The organism is Pseudomonas sp. TE3910, from assembly GCF_056279025.1.
In genome coordinates this window covers 2,149,327-2,167,473 of record NZ_JBWBQN010000001.1, presented here as the reverse complement: position 1 = coordinate 2,167,473, position 18,147 = coordinate 2,149,327, and the positions used below count along the sequence as shown (strand labels likewise).

Below are 18,147 nucleotides of genomic sequence, written 5' to 3'. Positions count from 1 at the left end.
CACGCCAGAGTCAAGGTTCTTGGACGCTGGGTGAGAGAAATACTGCTCAATCTGCAGGTTGGTTCATGCGAACAAAGAGACTTGTGTGCGAACCATCAGGTGGCCGGTCCTGGTTTCAGCAGCGCGCTATCGTTTGAGATGAGCATCGCCTGCAAGGACCGCTTTGGCCAGAATTGAATTTCAGCTTGGTACTAACGGTGGCAAGACTACCGTGCCGGCTTTGGTTTGGCAAGCGCTATTGGTTTGTTTCTGGCGAGCCGGCCAGTATCTCTGCTTTTGGGCCTTCTGTGAAGCCTCTGTGCCAGGCGTTGTGCCAAATCCGTGCAGGGGGTCGCCTTTCTTTAGGGCGGTTGTACACACATGGAGCACGCACTGTCGCAGCGATGCAACAGGTGTTCGGTGGCCGGCCAATGACTCGCTCTCAGGGACAAGTCAATGAAAAAAAACACTTTTTTTAGCTGGTGAAAAAATCGACAGTTTGACTGAAGCCCACATTCTATGGGGCTTTGCGGGGTGTGAAGGGGGGTTGTCCACCGAGTTATCCACAGCTTCTGTGGATTGTCCCGAGCGCTTGCTCTAGGACGGGCGTTCCAGCTTTTTGCTTGCTGTCTGACAATCCGGGGTGGTGGTGGTTTGTGTGAAATGTCTCTGTGAAAGCGTCAAGAAAAAATGTGCCGAACGGACGAAAAAAACTGTCGAGTCCGGTTGAGCCATTGCTGAATAAAAGGAGTAGAGTGGCGCGCCTCTCGAGTTACCTCCATCGTTTTTATGAAGTTTCGCAGTAAAGTCCCCGCGTCCAGCCTTGTTCAAATGCCGCTTCCCGAACCACGACGCCTGTCGCTGAAGGTTGCCCTGTGGTTGCTCGACAGCCCGCGTCTGGGTGATAACCGCAACATCAAGCACATTGCGGGTCGTCTGCTCAAACAGCCCGCTCGCCAGGGCGTAGTGGTTGCTCAAAGTCGCTTGGGGCAAATGCTCTGCCGCGATTGTGGTAATGCCCGCGACCGACGAATCGGTCATGAACTTTTGCGCCAGGCCGCCCGTGCCGGTGATCGCCGTGCTCAGTTGGAATATGGCCGACTCTGTGCCCAGCCTCAGTTCAACGCGCCTGAGCAGGCCCGTCACTGGCTGGAGCAGGCCGCAGGCCAGGGCTCGCAGGAGGCCGCACGCCTGCTCAAGCAATTGCTCGAGCGCTAGATACAGCGCGCTGTCCGGGGCTGTTAAGCTGGGGCAGTTTTTCCTTGGGAGATGGCTATGGCGGTGGATCTGACCAGTATTTTGCTGGGCGTATTGGCGGCTGCGTTGCCCTGTTTGGGCCTGGTCCTGCAGTTGCAGCGTCGTTTGGCTGCTCGTCAGGCTGAAAGTGCGCTGCTTGAGGAGCGGCTGGGCAATGCTCAGCTGGCTCAAGAGGGCTTGGTTGCGCAGTTGGATGCCTGCCGTGATGAGGTCAGTGACCTGGGGCAGGCCAATGCCGCCAAGCAGGCGACTCTGGCCGCACAGGCACGCGAGCTCGAACTGCTGCAGATCGAACGTGACAACGCCAGCGATGCCGCTCATGCCTGGCAACTTGAGCGCGCCGCCAAGGAGGCTGAGCTACGCCGGCTGGATGCCCACTGTGCCGCGCTGGCTGCCGAGCTGCGTGAGCAGCAGGACAGCCATCAGCAGCGCCTGCAGGACTTGCAGGGCTCGCGTGATGAACTGCGCGCCCAGTTTGCCGAGATGGCCACGAAGATCTTCGACGAGCGTGAGCAGCGTTTTGCACAGACCAGCCAGCAGCACCTGGGGCAACTGCTCGACCCGCTCAAGGAGCGAATCCAGGCCTTTGAGAAGCGTGTTGAAGACAGCTACCAACAGGAGGCCCGCGAGCGCTTTTCCCTGGCAAAAGAGCTGGAGCGTTTGCAGCAGTTGAACCTGCGCCTGAGTGACGAAGCTACCAACCTGACGCAGGCGCTCAAGGGGCAGAAAACCCAGGGTAACTGGGGCGAGTTGATTCTTGAACGGGTACTTGAGCACGCAGGGTTGGAAAAAGGGCGTGAGTACCAGACCCAGGTCAGCCTCAAGAGTGCTGACGGCGAGCGTTTCCAGCCCGATGTGTTGATCATGTTGCCGGGCGACAAACAAGTGGTCGTCGACTCCAAGGTCAGCCTCACGGCCTACCAGCAATATGTGGCAGCGGCTGACAACGAGATCGCTCAAGCGGCGCTCAAGCAGCATGTGCTGTCCTTGCGCAACCACGTCAAAGGGTTATCCGGTAAGGACTACAACCGCCTTGAGGGGTTGCACAGTCTCGACTTTGTGCTGTTGTTCGTCCCCATTGAAGCGGCGTTTTCGGCGGCGCTGCAGGCTGAACCCAATTTGTTCCAGGAAGCCTTTGATCGGCAGATCGTGATCGTCAGCCCGACCACCTTGCTGGCGACCCTGCGCGTAATTGACAGCCTCTGGAAGCAGGAGCGGCAAAGCCAGAACGCACGGGAAATTGCCGAGCGTGCAGGCTGGCTCTACGACAAGTTTGTGCTGTTCATCCAGGACCTGGACGAGCTCGGTAGTCGTCTGCAGCAGGTCGACAAGGCGTATGCGGCAGCGCGCAACAAGCTGTGCGAGGGGCGCGGCAACCTGATCAGTCGCAGCGAGCAGCTCAAGCTGCTCGGTGCCCGGGCCAGCAAGAGCCTGCCCGCCGACCTGCTTGAACGGGCACTGAGCGACAACGATGGTCTGGCTGCCGAGGTGCTTACTGGACCAGGCTCAGATGCCGATTGAGCAAGGCGCGCAACGCTGCCGGCTTGACCGGCTTGGCCAGGTAGTCGAGGCCGGCGGCATGCACTTGGGCAACCATTTCGCTCCGACCGTCGGCACTGATCACCACGCCCGGTACTGGCTCGCCGAGGCGTGTACGTAACCAGGCCATCAGTTCGGTACCGGTTTCGCCATCATCCAGGTGGTAGTCCACCAGTGCCAAGTGTGGGCGCAGCCCTTTGGCCAGCAGTGCCTCGCATTCGTCGCGGTTGCGCGCAGTCCAGACCTGGCAACCCCAGCGGCTGAGCAGGCTGTTCATGCCGATGAGGATGCTGTCCTCGTTGTCGACACACAGCACCTGCATCCCCGCCAGGGGTTGTCCGGCTTGTTCGGCAACAGGCGCGGGTGGTGCGACTGGCGTCGTGGCCAGTGGTACGCAGACCCGAAACACGCTGCCTTTGCCAGGCCATGAGTGTACTTGCAACGGATGGCCTAATACGCGGCAGAGACCGTCAGCGATCGCCAAGCCCAGGCCGAGGCCTTTTTCTGCGCGGGTCTGGTGGCTGTCCAGGCGTTTGAATTCCTCGAAAATCACCTGCAGCTTGTCGTTGGCGATGCCCGGGCCGCGGTCCCAGACTTCCAGCCACAGGTTGTCCTGGCTACGCCTTACGCCAAGCAGGATCGGGCTCTTGCCGTAGCGGAAGGCGTTGGTCAGGAAATTCTGCAGGATCCGCCGCAGCAGTTTCATGTCGCTTTGCACCCGTAAACGACTACTGCGCACGCGGAAGTCCAGGCCCTGTTCCCGGGCCAGTACCTTGAACTCGGCGCCCAGGGTATCGAACAACTCGTTCAGGGCGAACGGCTTGGCGTCGGGGGTGATCTTGCCGTTTTCCAGGCGGGAGATGTCCAGCAAGTCGCTGATCAATTCTTCGGCGGAGCGCAGCGAACTGTCCAGATGCTGAACCAGTTGCTGTGCCTCGGTGGACAGCCCGTCGCCTTGGTGGGAGAGCGCGGCGGAGAACAGCCGGGCGGCGTTCAGTGGCTGCATCAGGTCGTGGCTGACCGCCGCGAGGAAACGGGTCTTGGACTGGTTGGCGGCTTCGGCGTGGCTTTTCGCTTCGGTCAGGGCCAGGTTCAGTTGCGACAGTTCGTGGGTTCGCGCAGCAACCCGCTGCTCGAGGCCCTCGTTGGCATCCTTCAGGGCTTGTTCGGCTTCGCGGAACGGCGTGATGTCGGTAAAACTCATGACGAACCCGCCACCCGGCATCGGGTTGCCGATCAGTTCGATGACCCGGCCATTGGGGAACAAGCGCTCGGACGTGTGGGCGCGGCCCTGGCGCATCCAGTGCAGGCGTCGGGCAACATGGACCTGAGCCTCGCCGGGGCCGCACAGGCCGCGTTCGGCGTTGTAGCGAATGATGTCGGCAATTGGCCGGCCGACACTGATCAAGCCGTCCGGGTAATTGAACAGTTCCAGATAACGGCGGTTCCAGGCCACCAGGCGCAGTGACTGGTCGACCACACTGATGCCCTGGCTGATGTTTTCGATGGCGCCCTGCAAGAGTGCCCGGTTGAACTGCAGCACCTCGGAAGCCTCGTCGGCGATACGCACGACATCTTCGAGTTGCATGTCGCGGCCTTCGATGGCCGCCTTGACCACGGCCCGGGTCGAAGAGGTTCCGAGCACGCCTGCGAGCAGTCGTTCGGTATGCTCGATCCAGTCACCGTCGGCGTTCTGATTAGGGTTGAAGCCCTTGCCCTGGCGGTAGGCGAAGCGGATGAAACTTTGGCGCGCACGCTCTTCGCCGACAAACCGGGCTGCCAGGTTCAGCAGGTCGTTGATCTGTACTGCCAGCAGCGAGCGGTTGCTCGGGCGGGCGTTGGTTTCCTGGCCGATGAAGCGGCCTGCCTGCCAGTGCTCTGATACCCGTGTGCGGGAGAGGATCGACACCCATGCGAACAGGGTGAAGTTACCGGCCAGCGACAACACCACACCCTGCGTCAGCGGGGTTATCGGCAGGTTCAGTGGGTTGCTGTGCAGCCACGCCAAGCCTGGGAGCAGGTTGAGCGACCAGCCGAGGCTGTGAGCGGCGATGGGCAGAACCAAGGTGTAGAACCAGATGAAAATACCGGCTGCAAGACCGGCAAAAACACCACGGCGGTTGGCCTGTTTCCAGTACAGCGCACCAAACATGGCTGGGGTCAGTTGGGTGATGGCGGCAAAAGCAATCTGGCCGATGGTTGCCAGGCTTGCCGTGGAACCGAGCAGGCGGTAACTGACATAGGCCAGCAGCAGGATCGCAACGATCGATACCCGGCGAACCGAGAGCATCCAGTGGCGGAATACTTCAAAGGGGCGCTCGGCGTTGTTACGCCGTAGCAGCCACGGCAGCAGCATGTCGTTGGAGACCATGGTCGACAGCGCCACGCTGGCGACGATCACCATGCCGGTAGCCGCCGATGCGCCACCGATAAATGCCAGCAACGCCAGGGCCGGGTGGGCTTCGGCCAGCGGCAGGCTGATCACGAATGAGTCGGGGATGACCGAGTCGGGCAGCATCATCTGCCCGGCCAGGGCTATCGGGACTACGAACAGTGCGGCGAGGATCAGGTAGGCCGGAAACACCCAGCGCGCCAGGCGCAGGTCCTGAGGGTCGATGTTTTCCACCACGGTGACATGGAACTGCCGCGGCAGGCAGATGATCGCCATCATTGCCACACCGGTCTGGACCACCATCGACGGCCAATTGATGGTTTCCTGCCAGTAGGTTTCCAGGCGGGGCGCCAATCGTGCCTGGCTGAACAGGTCGTCGAAGCCGTCATACAGGTTGAAGGTGACGAAGGCGCCGACGGCGAGAAACGCCAGCAGTTTGACCAGCGACTCAAAGGCAATAGCCAGCACCATGCCACGGTGGTGTTCGGTGACATCCAGGCTGCGAGTACCGAAGACGATGGTGAACAGTGCCAGCACCAGCGAGACCACCAGAGCGGTGTCCTGCACTCGGCTGCCAGTGGCGTCGGCGCCTGCGCCTATCAGCAGGTTGACCCCCAATACGATGCCTTTGAGTTGCAAGGCGATGTACGGCAGCACACCCACCAGGCAGATCAGTGCGACCACCACGGCCAGTGCCTGCGACTTGCCGTAACGGGCGGCGATGAAGTCGGCAATCGAGGTGATGTTTTCCTGCTTGCTGATCAGCACCATCTTCTGCAGCACCCAGGGTGCAAACAGCATCAGCAGCACCGGGCCGAGGTAGATAGGCAGGAATGCCCAGAGTTGTTCGGCGGCCTGGCCGACCGAACCGAAGAATGTCCAACTGCTGCAGTACACGGCCAGCGAAAGGCTGTACACCCAGGCACGCAGGCGCGGGGGCAGCGGCTTGCTGCGGCGGTCGCCGTAGAAAGCGATGGCGAACATGATGGCCATATAGGCCAGGGCGACCAAGGCGATCAGCCCACTGGACAGCGACATGACAACTCCGAAGAAAAGGGGGAGTACACCTCCAGCCTAACGGTATACCTCGATCTATCAGTCTGGCATGCCGTTCGTGCTTAGTCAGTGCCGACCATGGTAGCAGTGGCGCAGCGTCGCAGGGGCATCACGGAGGGTCATCCATTGCACCGTGATCAGCAGCCGATTGAAGGCCATCGCAATGCCGGGGTCTGAAGCACACCACGAATTATCAGGTTGTATCGGCAAAATAGATAACAGTTAGAGAAATTACCCGTTTTATAGATATTAAAGGCGCCTCTACCATGGGCTCTACCTCACCAGAGGACAGGAGTGCAAACCATGCCATGCCCGACCAGCAGCGCCGTATCGCTGCGTCCGTTCCATCAACTGGCCCATCCACGCGAAGTGATTCGCCAGTTCACGCCTAACTGGTTCGCCGTCACCATGGGGACCGGTGTTCTTGCCTTGGCGCTCAAGCAGGCGATGCCAGCGCTGAGTGGCGTGGCCGAGGCCTTGTGGCTGCTGACGATCGCTTTATTCATTCTATTCAGCGGCGTCTATGCGGCGCGTTGGGTGTTGTACTTTCATGAGGCACGCAGGATCTTTGCCCACTCTACGGTTTCCATGTTCTTTGGGACGATTCCGATGGGCCTGGCAACGATTCTCAATGGTGCCCTGCTGTTCGGCCTTGAACGCTGGGGGCAGGGAATCTTGCCGTGGGTCGAGGCGCTGTGGTGGTTCGACGTGGCACTGGCCGTGCTCTGCGGCGTGGCCATTCCGTACCTGATGTTCACCCGTCAGGAGCACAGCATCGATCAGATGACCGCCGTCTGGTTATTGCCGGTGGTGGCTGCCGAGGTGGCGGCGGCCAGCGGTGGCCTGTTGGCGCCGCATCTGGCGGATCCGCATCAGCAGTTCCAGGTGTTGATCGTCAGCTATGTGTTGTGGGCGGTCTCGCTGCCGGTGGCGTTCAGCATCCTGACCATCCTCTTGTTACGCATGGCCCTGCACAAGTTGCCCCATGCCAGCATGGCGGCTTCAAGCTGGCTGGCCTTGGGGCCGATTGGTACCGGCGCGTTGGGCATGTTGTTGCTGGGCAGCGATGCACCTGCCGTGTTTGCCGCCAACGGCCTGGGCGGGCTCGGCGAAATTGCCCGGGGTATTGGCCTGATCGCCGGCATCGTGCTGTGGGGCTGCGGCTTATGGTGGTTGCTGACGGCAGTGCTGATTACCCTGCGATACATGCGCCACGGCATGCCGTTCAACCTTGGTTGGTGGGGCTTTACCTTTCCGTTGGGGGTGTATGCCCTGGCAACGCTGAAGCTCGCCGCCTGGCTTGAATTGGGCTTCTTTCAGATCATCGGCAGTGTGTTGGTGCTGGCGCTGATCGGCCTCTGGCTGCTGGTGGCCAGCCGGACGCTGCGTGGCGCCTGGCGTGGTGAGCTGTTCGTGTCGCCGTGTATTGCGGATCTTCGGGCCTGAGTGCTCTGTAGGTGCTGGTCTTGCAGGTGGCTCGGTTGCTGGCAAGACCGGCTCCTGCAAGGGCGTTTGTGCTACAACTGTGGCTTTTACGGCACAGCTGACCTCCAATAACAAAGCCCCATGCAGGTACACGGACGATGAGTCACCCCTCGCAATTCACATTGCTCGGCAAGCGCCGATTTCTGCCGTTTTTCATTACCCAGTCGCTGGGTGCCTTCAATGACAACATCTTCAAGCAGTCGTTGATTCTCGCCATTCTCTACAAGCTCAGCATCGAGGGTGACCGGTCGATCTGGGTCAACCTGTGTGCGCTGCTGTTTATCCTGCCGTTCTTTCTGTTCTCTGCACTGGCCGGGCAGTTTGGCGAAAAGTTCGCCAAGGACGCATTGATCCGTGTGATCAAGCTGGCCGAGATCGGCATCATGGCGGTCGGTGCCATTGGTTTTCTCACCAATCACCTGGCGCTGATGCTGTTGGCGTTGTTTGCCATGGGCACCCATTCGGCGTTGTTCGGCCCGGTCAAGTACTCGATCTTGCCGCAGGCGCTGCATGAGGAAGAGTTGGTGGGGGGTAACGGCCTGGTTGAGATGGGCACCTTTCTCGCCATCCTGGCGGGCACCATTGGCGCGGGTGTGATGATGTCCAGTGGTCACTATGCCCCTGTGGTTGCGACCGCCGTGGTATCGGTGGCTGCGCTCGGTTACCTGTCCAGTCAATGGATTCCGCGTGCCGCTGCTGCTGCGCCGCAGATGAAACTGGACTGGAACATCTTCACCCAGTCCTGGGCGACCCTGCGCCTGGGCTTGAATCAGACCCCGGCGGTGTCGCGTTCGATCGTCGGCAACTCCTGGTTCTGGTTTGTCGGGGCGATCTACCTCACCCAGATTCCTGCCTACGCCAAAGACTGGCTGCACGGCGACGAGACCGTGGTCACCTTGGTATTGACCCTGTTCTCAGTGGGTATCGCGCTCGGTTCGCTGTTGTGTGAGCGGCTTAGCGGACGCAAGGTCGAGATCGGCCTGGTGCCGTTCGGCTCTTTTGGCCTGACCCTGTTTGGCCTGCTCTGGTGGTGGCATTCGGGCGATGTCGTGGCCGGGGCGCAGCCGCACGACTGGCTGACCCTGCTGGGTATGAGTCAGGCCTGGTGGATCATGCTGTCGATCCTCGGGCTGGGCGTGTTCGGCGGCTTCTACATCGTGCCGCTGTATGCCTTGATCCAGTCGCGTACCGCCGAGAATGAGCGGGCCCGGGTCATTGCTGCGAACAACATCCTCAACGCACTGTTCATGGTGGTCTCGGCCATCGTCACCATTGTGCTGTTGAGTGTGGCCAAGCTGAGCATTCCACAGCTGTTCCTGGTGGTCTCGCTGCTGAACATCGCGGTCAACACCTACATCTTCAAGATCGTCCCCGAATTCACCATGCGTTTCATGATCTGGCTGCTCAGCCACTCCATGTACCGTGTCGAACACCGCGACCTTGAGTTGATTCCCGATGATGGTGCAGCCCTGCTGGTGTGCAACCACGTGTCCTTCGTCGATGCATTGTTGATCGGTGGTGCGGTGCGGCGGCCGATCCGTTTCGTGATGTATTACAAGATCTACCGCCTGCCGGTGCTCAACTTCATCTTCCGCACCGCTGGGGCCATCCCGATTGCCGGGCGCAAGGAAGACCCGCACATTTATGAACGGGCTTTCGAGAAAATAGCCGAGTGCCTGCGGCAGGGTGAGTTGGTGTGCATCTTTCCGGAAGGCAAACTGACCTCGGACGGTGAAATCGATGAGTTCAAAGGCGGTGTACGCCTGATCATCGAGCAGACACCCGTGCCGGTGATCCCGATGGCCTTGCAGGGCTTGTGGGGGAGTTTCTTCAGCCGGGATCCGGCCAAGGGCTTCTTCCGTCGCTTGTGGTCGCGGGTGACCCTGGTGGCCGGTACCGCCGTCCCGGTTGAGGCGGCAGAGCCGGCCGTATTGCGCGAGCGGGTCAGCGCGTTGCGTGGCACGGTGCGCTGACCCGGGTAGGGCAGGTCAGCTGGCGCTGACCTTCAGCCCGACCAGGCCGGTGACGATCAGGGCAACGCTGGCCAGGCGCATCAGGGCCATGGATTCGCCGAACAGGATAACCCCGGCGATCACCGTGCCCACTGCGCCGACGCCGGTCCAGATGGCATAGGCCGTGCCGAGCGGCAGCTCCTTCATGGCCAGGCCAAGCAAACCCAGGCTGACCAGCATGGCTGCAATGGTCAGCAGGGTTGGCAATGGGCGGGTAAAGCCGTCGGTGTACTTCAGGCCGACAGCCCAGCCGACTTCGAACAGGCCGGCACAAAACAGAATGATCCAGGACATGCAGTGTCTCCATCAGGTGATGGGGCCGTCCCCGGATTGATCACGCGATGCGTCGTGAGGTCGTCCTCACTGTGGGCATATAGAGTGCACAAACTCGAGGGGTAGGGCAATACGCCGGCGAGTACCTCAGGGGGCGACGCATGTTTGTGGCTATTGGCACTCGCTTCGTGAACATATCCATTCCCTGCAGTGGCACCGGTGGCTGGTTTCGCCTTTTACGGCGACCCACTTTTGAAGGGCACAAAAGTGGGCAAAACGCCCTGTCCCGACATCCGGCCCTACGCTGCGCTTCGGGTTCCTTCCTTACGCCATCGCTCCCGTGTGGACGCGCCGACGGGCCATCCATGGCCCATCAGCGCTTGCGAGGCATTCATGCCTCGCACCCCACTACGCGATGGCTCCACTCAGCCTACTGAAGGGACACCCTGCAGCGCCTGCCACTGCGCGCACTGACAAACAAAGCCCACGCAGGAAATCGACGCTATCCATCAAGGCGCCAACCTTGGCGCCGATGCTTTTCCATACGCTGACCTCGCAGGCGCCGCCAAATTGTCCCTTCAGGAGGTCGAACGCAGGCAGTGCGTAGTCGGGTGCCAGGCAAGGATGCCTGGCAAGGGCTGAGGGCCAGGAAGGCCCTTCAGCACGGCCCCGGCGGGAGCACTGCCGGAGTGAGAGAACCCGCAGCGCAGCGGAGGGCCGGATGTTGGGACGAGGGTTTTGGTTACTTTTGTCCGACAAAAGTGACCCGCCGTAAAGGCGGAACGGGGTATCGGGCCCGACATCGCGAATGGATATGCCTGCTTGCATCAGCGGCGATACACCCTTGTGATGTGTGGCATTCACTTCGCGAACATATCCATTCCCTGCAGTGGCACCACCGACTGGTTTCGCCTCTTACGGCGACCCACTTTTGAAGGGCACAAAAGTGGGCAAAACGCCCTGTCCCGACATCCGGCCCTACGCTGCGCTTCGGGTTCCTTCCTTACGCCATCGCTCCCGTGTGGACGCGCCGACGGGCCATCCATGGCCCATCAGCACTTGCGAGGCATCCATGCCTCGCACCCCACTACGCGACGGCTCCACTCAGCCTCCTGAAGGGACGCCTTGCAGCGCCCGCCACTTCGCGCACTAAAAGCCAAGCGCTCCTGAACGCTTGGCCGTGACGCGGTTGCTTGAGCACGCTTGAACACTCAAAGGACTTAAGTGAAGAGTATTAGGCTCTGTACGAAAAGCCTTGATACTCGGTGATGCTGCGTTGAAAACAGCCTCGGAATGCTCATTTACAACCCGTAAACTCCGCTTCCTCGGCTGTTTTCGCCTTGCCTGACCTTCGTCTCAAGACTTTTCATGCAGACCCTAGGGGAACCCATGCGGCTTGAGCAGGCATGCCTGCGATGGCATCGGTGAGGTGCCAGTGAGTGCGTGGTGCCTCTATCACGGGCAACACCAGCCACCCGCTCTCATGCAGGTGAACTGGCTTGCTCGCGATCTAGACGTTGCGCTTAGATCCCCTGGGGGATCTCTTCGCCACCCAGCGCTTCAAACAGGGCCGGCAGGAACTCACCGAAAGTGAGCATCATCAGGGTGAAGCTGGCATCGAGTTGGCCCAGGGCCTCATCACCACCGTCTTCCTCGGCCTGATCCTGCAGCAGCTCTTCGAACTTCAGGCGTTTGATCACCATCTTGTCGTCGAGCACGAAGGACAGCTTGTCCTGCCAGGCCAGCGACAATTGGGTGACTTGCTTGCCAGTGCCCAGGTGCATCTGGATCTCGTCGCTGGTCAGGTCCTGACGTTTGCAGCGAACGATACCGCCGTCTTCATGGGTGTCACGCAGCTCGCACTCATCCAGGACATAGAAGTCTGGGGCGGCTTGTTGGGTTTTCACCCACTCGGTCATGGTCGCGCTTGGGGCGATCTTCACGCTCAGTGGTCGTACGGGAAGCGAGCCCATCACTTCACGCAGGGTGGAGAGCAGGTCTTCGGCACGCTTGGCGCTGGAGGCGTTGACCAGAATCAGGCCCTGCTTGGGGGCGATGGCGGCGAAGGTTGCCGAGCGACGGATAAAGGCACGTGGCAGGAACGCCTGGATGATTTCATCCTTGATCTGATCACGTTCCTTTTTATAGACCTTGCGCATTTGCTCGGCCTCGATCTCGTCGATCTTCTCTTTAACCGCATCGCGTACGACACTGCCAGGCAGGATACGTTCTTCTTTACGTGCGGCGATCAGCAGGAAGTCCTGACTGACATGCACCAGTGGAGCGTCTTCACCCTTGCCAAATGGCGCGACGAAGCCGTAGGTGGTCAATTCCTGGCTGGCACAAGGGCGCGCTGGCTTGCTGGCCAGAGCGGTTTCCAGCGCCTCGGGGTCAAACGGGATGTCCTGGGTCAGGCGATAGATCAGCAGGTTTTTGAACCACATGGGGTGCATCTCTCCTTAACACATAAGGGGGGCATTATTCTCCGAGCAGCCGTCTCAGGCCAAGTCTGCTAAGTCGTTGGAAGGCTTGAAAAATTTTTTTAAAAAAGTGCTTGCCAGACTCTAAGGTGCTCCGTAGAATGCGCACCACACCGAGACGATGGGTGATTAGCTCAGCCGGGAGAGCATCTGCCTTACAAGCAGAGGGTCGGCGGTTCGATCCCGTCATCACCCACCACTTCTCAGTGTTAGCGCAGCGGTAGTTCAGTCGGTTAGAATACCGGCCTGTCACGCCGGGGGTCGCGGGTTCGAGTCCCGTCCGCTGCGCCATATTCAAGCTTCCAGGGCCCACTGAACACCCGGAAGCCACAAAGAAAGCGACCTTAGGGTCGCTTTTTTTGTTTCTCATTCCCGCTACTCAGGAAGAGTCCCATGATGCAGGATGCAAGCACCCCCCGTACGCCCTTGCTGGGTATCGACCTGGGTACCACCAACAGCCTGATTGCCGTCTGGCAGGACGGGCGAGCGCAGTTGATCCCCAACGCCCTTGGCGAATGGCTTACCCCGTCCGCAGTCAGCATCGATGAGGATGGCAGTATTCTGGTCGGTCAGGCGGCTCGCTCACGGCTGACCACGCACCCGGAACGTAGCGCAGCAGCGTTCAAACGCTTTATGGGCAGTGAAAAACGTCTGGAGCTTGCCGGCCAGACCTTCAGCCCTGAAGAGTTGTCTGCACTGGTGCTCGGTGCGCTCAAACAGGACGCGGAAGCCTGGCTGGGTTGCCCGGTAAGCGAGGCGGTGATTTCGGTGCCGGCTTACTTCAGCGATGAACAGCGTAAACGCACCTGTTTTGCTGCCGAGCTGGCCGGGCTCAAGGTACAGCGCCTGATCAACGAGCCTACCGCTGCCGCCATGGCCTACGGTCTGCATGAGCAGAAATTCGAGCGCACGCTGATTTTCGACCTGGGTGGCGGCACCTTCGATGTGACCGTACTGGAGTACGCCTTGCCGCTGATCGAGGTGCATGCCTCTACTGGCGACAACTACCTGGGGGGCGAGGATTTTACCCATGCACTGCTGCAGGCTTGTCTCAAGGACCTGCAACTGGCGACCGACAGCGTTGAGCCGCAAGCCCTGGCTTCGCTGTACGACGCTCTGGAGCAGATCAAGCGCAAGCTCAGCGAAGGTCCGCAGCACGTGCAGTGGCGTTGTGCCGGTGAGCTGCGCGAGTGGTCGTTGGATGAAGCGCGTGCGCAAAAGATCTGGGAACCCTTGCTGACGCGCCTGCGCGCCCCGGTGGAGCAGGCGTTGCGTGATGCCCGGCTGAACCCGCGTGACCTCGATAGCCTGGTGCTGGTGGGAGGCGCCACGCGTATGCCGGTGGTCCAGCAGATGGTTGCCACCTTGTTTGGGCGTTTGCCTTACCGGCACCTGGACCCCGACACCATCGTTGCCTTGGGGGCGGCCAGCCAGGCCGCGTGCAGGGCACGTGACCAGGCCATCGAAGAGCTGATCCTGACCGATGTGTGCCCCTATACACTGGGTGTTGCAGCCATGCGCGGTGAAAGCCGGCGCCAAGCATTTGTGCCGATCATCGAGCGTAATACGGTCATTCCAACCTCGCGGGTCGAGCGCTTTCAGAGTACTCATCCCGAACAGAAAACCGTGCGCATTGAGGTCTATCAGGGGGAGCGACCCTGGGTGAGCGACAACATCTTCATCGATGCATTCGATATCGAGTTGCCGCAGGCCGGCCGGATTCAGTCCATGGATGTGCGTTTCAGTTACGACATCAATGGCCTGTTGGAAGTGGATGTTGCCCTGGAGGACGGCGAGCGCCACAGTCATGTGATCGACCGCAGCCCCGCAGGGCTCGACGACGCGGCCCGGGCGGCCAGCCATGGTCGCCTGGCGGCGTTGAAGATTCACCCGCGCGATGCGCTGCCCAACCGTGCACTGCTGGCGCGTCTGGAGCGTGCCTGGATGCAATGCCTGGGTGAGCAGCGTGATCAGGTCGGTCAGTGGCTTGAAGCCTTTACTGCAGTGCTGGGTAACCAGCATGCGCAGGACATCAACAGCACTCGCCAGCGCCTGAATACAGCGCTGGACGAGCAGGGCCTCTGAGCCGCTAAGCGTTCAGGCGCCGCAGGGCGGCTTGCAGGCCGCCTTCCAGTGCATGCTTTTCGCCACCGGGTGGTACACCGTAACGGTTCGGCAGGCTGTCGCCGGGCAAGACCAGCAGCACCAACGGCAGGAACGGCAGCACGATGGTCAGGGCCATGCCAATCAGCAGCATGGCTACGCCAAACCCGATGTCATGCAGCCGCCGCAGGATGATGCTCAGTTGCACCAGCACGGTAACGGCCACGATCCCTAGCGCCACCTGCGCGTTGCCGCTGGCGAGGCTCAGAAAAACAGCCAATCCCTGGCACATCAGGCTCTGTTGGGCGCAGGCAACACGCCCCAGGCGGCTGTTCAGGCTCAGCATGTTCCATTCTGATACCGGTTGGCTGCCCGATCTGGCCAGCATCAGGCGCTCGCTCCAGGACAACAGCGCCGCCAAGGCCAGGCGCAGGCCTGGTCCATGGCGCGGATCATCCTTGGCCTGCTGCAGTTGGCGCAGAACCTTGGTGCGCGGCACGCCGGTACGGTTCTCCACCAGCACCAGCCTGCTCAGGGTATCGACGCCGAGATAGAAGGCGCTGCTGTCGATGCCTTGCTGCTCTTCGAGGATCTCCCGGGGTGGGCGTACCGGTTCGCCCTTGATCAAGCCATCCCGGAATGACTCGAACCAGGCATCGGAGCAGGCGATCCCGGCGATATTGTTCAGCAGTACACGGTGCTGCTCGGCATCCAAGGTCGGGTCCTGATAGAGCACGCCACAGAGCAACATCAAGCCCAGCAGATCATCGCTGAAGGTGTCGTAATCGCTCACGACGCAGTCGTACAGGCGTGTGTTGCTCAGCAGCCTGGCACTGCCCAACGCCTGAGGCACGGTGAGCAGGTTCAGTGCGACGTCGTTCTGCACAGGCTCCTCATTCTGACAGCCAGCCCAGCAAGCCATTGAAGTGGCCTTCCTGTTGATGCACGCGCTGCAACAGCGGCAGTACGCGCGACAGTGGATGCCCGGTGTCGGCACGCATGCTGTGAAGCAGTGCAGGGGAAATCAGTGTCAGCCAGCGCAGCGGGTCGGACATCAGGGCAATGAAGAACAGCGCTTGCCGGTGCCATTCCCACAGCTGTTCACCGTCAGGTTGGGGCGGCAGCACGACGCCCTCGCGATTGAGTAGCGCGAGCATCTTTACCCCAAACGGTAGCGAGGCAATGAGCTCCTGTTCAAAGGCGCTGTCCAGGCGCGTCCATTGCGCTGCAGTAAAGGCCTTGAGCCGGCGCAGCCAATGTTGGGTGACGTCCAGTGCCAGGTCCTGACCCAACAGCGGGTTCAGTTGCACGCTGTCATCCGGGGCGTTGATAAAGGCTGTCAACGCCTGTGGAATGGGAGCGTGCTGCAGCCAGTACAGGTGTTGTTCGGCCTGGTACTTGAGGCCTTCCAGCACCAGTGAATCGAGCACATCGTTACTGTCGGGTTCGGCCAGCAGGCGTTCCAGCAGGGCGGTGTCGCCACGGTGCAATGCCCAGGCCTGGCGATACAGGTTCGTTAACACCGCATCGCCAGGCTCATCGAGCAGTAACGCCAGCAATGGCAGTTCATCGCCGTCCAGGCGCCAGTTCACATAAGCTCCGGCAAGGCCTCCGAGGTTCTGGCGACCCGCATTGAGCCAGCGGGTCAACGTCTCCGGGCGCTGCGCCGGGCTGCCCCAGGCCTGGGCTGGCTCACTCAGGTTGTTCGGCCAGTCGCGGAAATGCTCGCGGCGGTCGAACGCTTGAATCAACAGCGGCAGGCGCTGTGGCTGATGTTTGCCGCACAGTTCGAGCAGCCACTGTGCGGCCTGCGGATGTTGGTGCTCGCGCCACAGGCGCAACCAGTTGCTCAGGGCTTGCTCTTCCAGGCCAAGGGCACTGCACTGACGGGCCAGCAGGTACAGCCAGTCGACATTATCCGGTGCGTGCCGATGTTTTTCAGCACACAGTGCGTAGAAGGTCTTGCTCGCAACATCGGCCTGGGTGAGTTGTACCAGCAGACGCTGCAGCCAGGCGTCGTCGTTCGGCAGCGGCAGGCAGGTAGGCTGGTTGACGAAGTCGCGGAGCTCGTCCAGCGGCCGTTCCTGATAGAGGTGTTCCAGGGTGTTCAGGTACCAGAGGGTTTCGATCTGTGCCGGTGGTGGCCAGGACGAGATCGTTGCGGTATCGAAGAGGTCTGGCTGTGCGATGCGTTCGATAAACGCTTCGACCTGCTCGACGTTATCGATACGCAGCAGGTTGCCCTGCCAGTCCAGCCGCTCGGCCAACAGGCGTGCGCAATTGTTGGAGATCGGCCCGCTGTCGATCAGCCGCTCCAGCAGGCTCCAGCGCAGCGCTTCGACAACCTCAAGTGAGACGCTGTCGAAGCGTTCGATATAGCTCCGCCAGGCGGCCGGGTCGAAACGTCGTGCGCCGTCGCTGAACAGTTCGTCGAATGCGTCCAGCAGCTCGCGGGCCGGGCTTTGCTCATCGTCGGCGTCTGCGGTTTCGACGCTACGGGCTTCCTTCAGTGCGGCCTCGTAGGCTTCACGCAAGGCCTGAAAACCTTGTGGGTCGGTTTCCGGATGATGCTCTGGCAGGCGCGTACGGTAGGCGCTGCGGATGGCGTCCTGATCGCGGGTAGGCTCGATGCCCAGGGATATCCAGCAGCTCATGACCAGTTGAACTCCGCAAGCGAGTCAGGTTTTTGTGGCAGGTTCAGGGGCAGGTCCCAAGGCAGTTCGGCAAACAGTTCGGCGGCGTCCTGAGCGAGGGCCCGAGCGCTGCAGCGGCTCCAGTAGGCGTAGCCTTCGCGGTCAAGGGCGTGGCCGAGCTCGTCGTCTGCGCTGTCCAGGCAGCACCAGTACATGCGGCCGGTCATGTAGCCGCCCAGGTAGGTGCTCCAGCTGTTGTAGTAATGACGTGCCCTCAAGGCCAGTCGGCTGTGTAGCCAGAGGCTTTCATCAAGGTTGATCCAGCCGCTGCGCAGGCCGTTGCGCAGCAGGAAACCCATGCGCCCCAGGTCCCAGGCACGAATGCCGCCGTGGCCGCATTCGCTGAAGGTCCGACTGGCAAACTCATGCAGCGCGCGTTGCCGTGGCGCCAGGCCGTCGAGCAGGGCCGACCATTCACTGGGCAGGCAGCGCTGCCAGTTCCAGTAAGCCTCGAGCATCCCGCTGGCATGGCCACGGTCGGCCATGTAGAGCATCTCGAGCAACTGCTCGCGATTGCTGATGCCCCAGCCGTCCTGCAGGTCCATCTCGATGTAGTCCGGGGCGGTGTAACTGGAACCGTTGAGGGCTGCCATGGGGGCAGAAAGGGCGTACAGCCAGCGCTGTTCTATTTCTTCCATGAAAAATGCTCCTGAGCCGGCGGGGGAGTGGAGAGCGCCGGCACTAATTGGCGCGAATTGTAGAGACCTGGCTGGTTAGCAGCAAACTGCAGTCTTCAGCACCTGCCTCGCACTGGTGCGGGTTGTTCCGCAATGGTGCGTTGCTACCCCTGTGGTGTTGGTTTGACGCCGCAGATAACGGGGTATTGCAGTTTGGCGCGGCCCTTGCTTTGGCTTGTTCATCAGGCAATCAACGCAGAT

At 60.9% G+C, this 18,147-nt stretch carries 11 protein-coding genes and 2 tRNA genes; 7 read left to right on the top strand and 6 right to left on the bottom strand.

Annotation, left to right across the window (positions count from 1 at the left end; genetic code table 11):
* Positions 1-768: 768 nt before the first annotated feature.
* Both ACZ9H3_RS09715 and ACZ9H3_RS09710 read left to right on the top strand, forming a co-directional pair.
* The gene (locus ACZ9H3_RS09715; protein WP_065760531.1) at positions 769-1,197 is read left to right on the top strand and encodes a tetratricopeptide repeat protein; all 429 of its coding nucleotides are present in this window, start codon (positions 769-771) and stop codon (positions 1,195-1,197) included.
* 171 nt (positions 1,198-1,368) lie between these two features.
* The gene (locus ACZ9H3_RS09710; protein ID WP_176717442.1) at positions 1,369-2,757 is read left to right on the top strand and encodes a DNA recombination protein RmuC; all 1,389 of its coding nucleotides are present in this window, start codon (positions 1,369-1,371) and stop codon (positions 2,755-2,757) included.
* On the opposite strand, the gene ACZ9H3_RS09705 is transcribed toward ACZ9H3_RS09710, so the two are convergent.
* On the bottom strand, positions 2,729-6,205 hold the full coding sequence (locus ACZ9H3_RS09705; protein WP_102053280.1) for a PAS domain-containing hybrid sensor histidine kinase/response regulator: 3,477 nt from the start codon (positions 6,203-6,205) through the stop codon (positions 2,729-2,731). The two genes, ACZ9H3_RS09710 and ACZ9H3_RS09705, sit on opposite strands and share 29 nt — an antisense overlap.
* Positions 6,206-6,526: 321 nt before the next feature.
* Here ACZ9H3_RS09705 and ACZ9H3_RS09700 point away from each other — a divergent pair, with 321 nt between their 5' ends.
* The gene (locus ACZ9H3_RS09700) at positions 6,527-7,669 is read left to right on the top strand and encodes a TDT family transporter (protein ID WP_330522864.1); all 1,143 of its coding nucleotides are present in this window, start codon (positions 6,527-6,529) and stop codon (positions 7,667-7,669) included.
* A gap of 137 nt (positions 7,670-7,806) precedes the next feature.
* Entirely contained in the window at positions 7,807-9,681 is a 1,875-nt protein-coding gene (locus ACZ9H3_RS09695) for an MFS transporter (RefSeq protein WP_099775544.1), read from the top strand.
* A 15-nt stretch (positions 9,682-9,696) separates the two neighbouring features.
* Here the strand turns inward: ACZ9H3_RS09695 and sugE are convergent, their stop codons facing one another.
* Both sugE and rdgC read right to left on the bottom strand, forming a co-directional pair.
* Entirely contained in the window at positions 9,697-10,014 is a 318-nt protein-coding gene (sugE, locus tag ACZ9H3_RS09690; RefSeq protein WP_065760536.1) for a quaternary ammonium compound efflux SMR transporter SugE, read from the bottom strand.
* 1,502 nt (positions 10,015-11,516) lie between these two features.
* Entirely contained in the window at positions 11,517-12,437 is a 921-nt protein-coding gene (rdgC, locus tag ACZ9H3_RS09685) for a recombination-associated protein RdgC (protein ID WP_102053282.1), read from the bottom strand.
* Positions 12,438-12,596: 159 nt separating this feature from the next.
* Here rdgC and ACZ9H3_RS09680 point away from each other — a divergent pair.
* The 3 genes from ACZ9H3_RS09680 to ACZ9H3_RS09670 all read left to right on the top strand — a co-directional run bounded on the left by ACZ9H3_RS09680 (position 12,597) and on the right by ACZ9H3_RS09670 (position 14,558).
* Positions 12,597-12,672, top strand: a tRNA-Val gene (locus tag ACZ9H3_RS09680).
* A gap of 15 nt (positions 12,673-12,687) precedes the next feature.
* Positions 12,688-12,764 (top strand) — tRNA-Asp (locus ACZ9H3_RS09675).
* A 105-nt stretch (positions 12,765-12,869) separates the two neighbouring features.
* Positions 12,870-14,558, top strand: a complete 1,689-nt coding sequence (locus tag ACZ9H3_RS09670) for a molecular chaperone HscC (protein WP_330522882.1) — start codon at positions 12,870-12,872, stop codon at positions 14,556-14,558.
* A 4-nt stretch (positions 14,559-14,562) separates the two neighbouring features.
* On the opposite strand, the gene ACZ9H3_RS09665 is transcribed toward ACZ9H3_RS09670, so the two are convergent.
* From ACZ9H3_RS09665 to ACZ9H3_RS09655, 3 genes are read right to left on the bottom strand one after another with little or no spacing between them, the layout of a single operon-like run.
* Entirely contained in the window at positions 14,563-15,462 is a 900-nt protein-coding gene (locus ACZ9H3_RS09665; protein WP_476220551.1) for a DUF805 domain-containing protein, read from the bottom strand.
* A 7-nt stretch (positions 15,463-15,469) separates the two neighbouring features.
* On the bottom strand, positions 15,470-17,230 hold the full coding sequence (locus ACZ9H3_RS09660; RefSeq protein ID WP_476220550.1) for a hypothetical protein: 1,761 nt from the start codon (positions 17,228-17,230) through the stop codon (positions 15,470-15,472).
* Complete coding sequence (locus ACZ9H3_RS09655) at positions 17,227-17,907, bottom strand: DUF1266 domain-containing protein (protein ID WP_099775541.1); 681 nt, start codon at positions 17,905-17,907, stop codon at positions 17,227-17,229. The genes ACZ9H3_RS09660 and ACZ9H3_RS09655 overlap by 4 nt, the downstream gene beginning before the upstream one ends.
* Positions 17,908-18,147 lie beyond the last annotated feature (240 nt).